2 protein-coding genes are annotated in these 2,810 nt (G+C 49.2%); both read right to left on the bottom strand.

Annotated elements, in window-relative coordinates; genetic code table 11:
- The coding region (locus Q0174_RS03375; RefSeq protein WP_298041686.1) for a hypothetical protein at window positions 1–256 on the bottom strand (256 nt) is incomplete at its 3' end.
- 47 nt (window positions 257–303) lie between these two features.
- Window positions 304–2,810, bottom strand: a 2,507-nt coding sequence (locus tag Q0174_RS03370; protein ID WP_298041685.1) for a penicillin-binding transpeptidase domain-containing protein, incomplete at its 5' end; no start/stop codon positions are given.

Genomic DNA, 2,810 nt, shown 5'->3' with positions numbered 1-2,810 from the left:
CGCGCGCCTCGCACGAATAATTAACCCCGGCGCTAAGCATCGGCTTAGGATAGAGCCTGATTGAGCTCTCGCTCACGCTTTCGTAGGTGCCCGTGATTTTGGGAGTGCATTTTAAGATCTGCTTTTGCGTGACACTAAATCCACTGCCGTCCACCCCGCTAATCTCGTAAGCCCCGCTAGCGTATTTGATCTCTACGCCCGCGGCAAAGCTAGCCAAAGCGCAAAATAGCGCTGCGCTTAGTAGTTTTGTCTTCATAAAATTCCTTTGCAAAAATTTTACGAAATTATATACAAATTAACCTTTTATTTTCTTTCATTTACTCTAAAATTTGCTTTAGCGAAATTTGCATTTTCGTCCAAGCAGCCAAGCTCAAAATCCCCTGCGCCGAGGTTAAGCGTAAAAGCCTCGCCGTTAGTGCGCGCAAAATATTCTCCCGTTTTAACTTTAGAATTTGCAGGCGCTAGGCTTTGCGTGGTAAAATCTCGTGCCGCAGAATTTTGTTGCGAGAAATTTTGATCTGTGAAATTTTTCGCTGTGAAATTTTGAACCTCCGAATTTTGCTCTGTAGAATTTTGCAAGATAGAATTTTGCGGCGCCAAATTCCGTGTGACTGGATTTTTAGTTATAAAATTCCATTCTACAGAATTTTGCTTCGTAAGATTTTGTGATTTTAAATTCTGCGGCGCTAAATTTTGTCGCATAGAATTTTGTGCTGTAGAATTCTGTTCTACAAAATTTTGCTGTGCTAAATTCTGCTTTAAATTATCTTGCTGCGCCGCGCTAGAATGCTCGAAATCCAAATCCGTGGAATTCTCCCCCGTAAACGCAGTGGAATTTAGCGCTATAAACTCCCGCGAACCGCCGCTTAGCCTGATATATACGCGCTCGCCAAAAACCGCCGTGCACTGCACCTTTAGCCGCAGCGTGCCGTCCGCGCCGGTCTCGTAGGTTTTGGCGTTTATGTCGTTTAGCACGGGCTTTACGGCAGCAAATTTAGCCGCACATCTTCCTGCGCGCACCTTTTGCGGATCGACTAGGCCGTGTTTTAGTAGATAAAAAAGCTCGCTCGTGCCGTAAATTTCGCACTCCTCGTTGGGCTCAACCCCATCGATCGTAAGATCCTCGGCGCTTTGAGCGCACTCTTTTTCGCGGTACGCGTCGGTGCATACTCGCCGAAAGCTCACGCCCGCGGGACGCGCAAACTCTGCCTCGCCCAGTATGCTCGATTTATCGAGGAAGGCAAACATATTAAACGCCACCTTCGCCGCACTCACGCCGCCGCTAAGATCTCTAGTCTTGGAGCCGTCGAAATTTCCTAGCCAGACGCCGAGTGTAAATTTAGGCGTGAGCGCAACGGTGTAGAGATCGCGCGCATCGGCGCTTGTACCCGTTTTAAACATCAGCGGCGGCGCGTTTAGGGTGTTTTGCCACACCGAGCCGAGATAGGAGCGCGGCGCGTTTCTTAACATCTGCGTTACGATATAGGCGCTCTGCGGGGTTAAAATTTTAGCATCGTCGCCGATCTTTGCGCCCGCTATTTCGATCTTTCGCAGCTTGCCGCCGTTTGCAAACGCGCTGTAAAGGCGAGCAAGATCCATTAGACTCATCGAAATGCTTCCCAGTGCGATACCCGCGCCGTAATAATCCTTGCTGAACTCCGCCAGATGCACGTTTGATAGCATCTCATACAGCCCGTCGTCACCAAGCATCAAATTTAGCTTCACCGCGGGGATATTTAGGCTAAGACTTAGCGCGTCAGTCGCGCTCACCGCACCCAAAAACCCCTGATTGTAGTTGCGCGGCACATAGCCTGCGAAGGTTATCGGCGCGTCGATCAGCTTCTTTGAAGGGGTGATAAGCCCGCGCTCAAGGGCTTTGGCGTAGATGAAGGGCTTGAGCGTCGAGCCCACGTTTTTTTGCGAGCGCACGCCGTCGTTTTGCCCCTCATTGGCGCTAAAATCGTGGCTGCCTACATAGGCGATCACCCTCATACTTTTGTTGTCGATCAACACTGCAGCACCGTTTCTAACGCCCTTATCGCGTAGAGAGAGTATCTCACTTTTCAAAAAACCCTCAAGCGCGATTTGGGTTTTCAGATCCAAGCTCGAATAAATTTTACCCTCGTTTAGACGCGTAAGCTCCTGCGCTAGCGCAGTTTGCTCCCTGGACTGCGCGCTCGCTTCGGAGCCTGCGGAATTTCCCCGCGCCTTGGCGTTTAGATCGGAATTTATTTGCGCCTTAGTGTCCGAAGCGAAATTTGCCCGCGATTTAGCGCCTGAAACGGAATTTGTCTGTATTTTGGCGCCCGGAGTAGAATCTGTCTGAGTACTAGCGTCCGACGAAGCGAAATTCGTCTGCGTACTAGCGTCTGAAATGGAATTTGCCTGCGGATCAAAATTTACGCTCGGCCGCTCGCTAGAGTTTGCATCTGCCTGCGGATTTTGCAGCGGATGCGCGGTATCTTGCCGACTATTTAAATTTAGATTTTGCGGATTTTGCGAGTTTTGATGCGGATGCGCGTCGGCGGCATTACGCCGTTTGTATAAATTTATATCTGCGTTTGGATTTTGCGGCGAATACTCGGTTTGTCGTTTATTTGAATTTGCATCTGCGCTAAAATTCTGCGGCGAATACACAGTGCCTCGTTGTTCGTTTAAATTTAGACTTTGCTGATTTTGCGAGTTTTGCGACGGATGGGCGACATTAATTAAATCTCGCCACTCATCCAAATTTGCGCCCTCTCTTTCATTTTGTTTTACGCTTTCCGATTTATTCGGTTTCGCGCCCGCCTGCGATTCTGCGACTTCGC

The organism is uncultured Campylobacter sp., assembly GCF_937996225.1.
Taxonomy (GTDB): Bacteria; Campylobacterota; Campylobacteria; order Campylobacterales; family Campylobacteraceae; genus Campylobacter_B.
The sequence above is the reverse complement of the archived record's forward strand: the minus strand, read 5'-3'. Positions and strand labels throughout refer to the sequence as shown.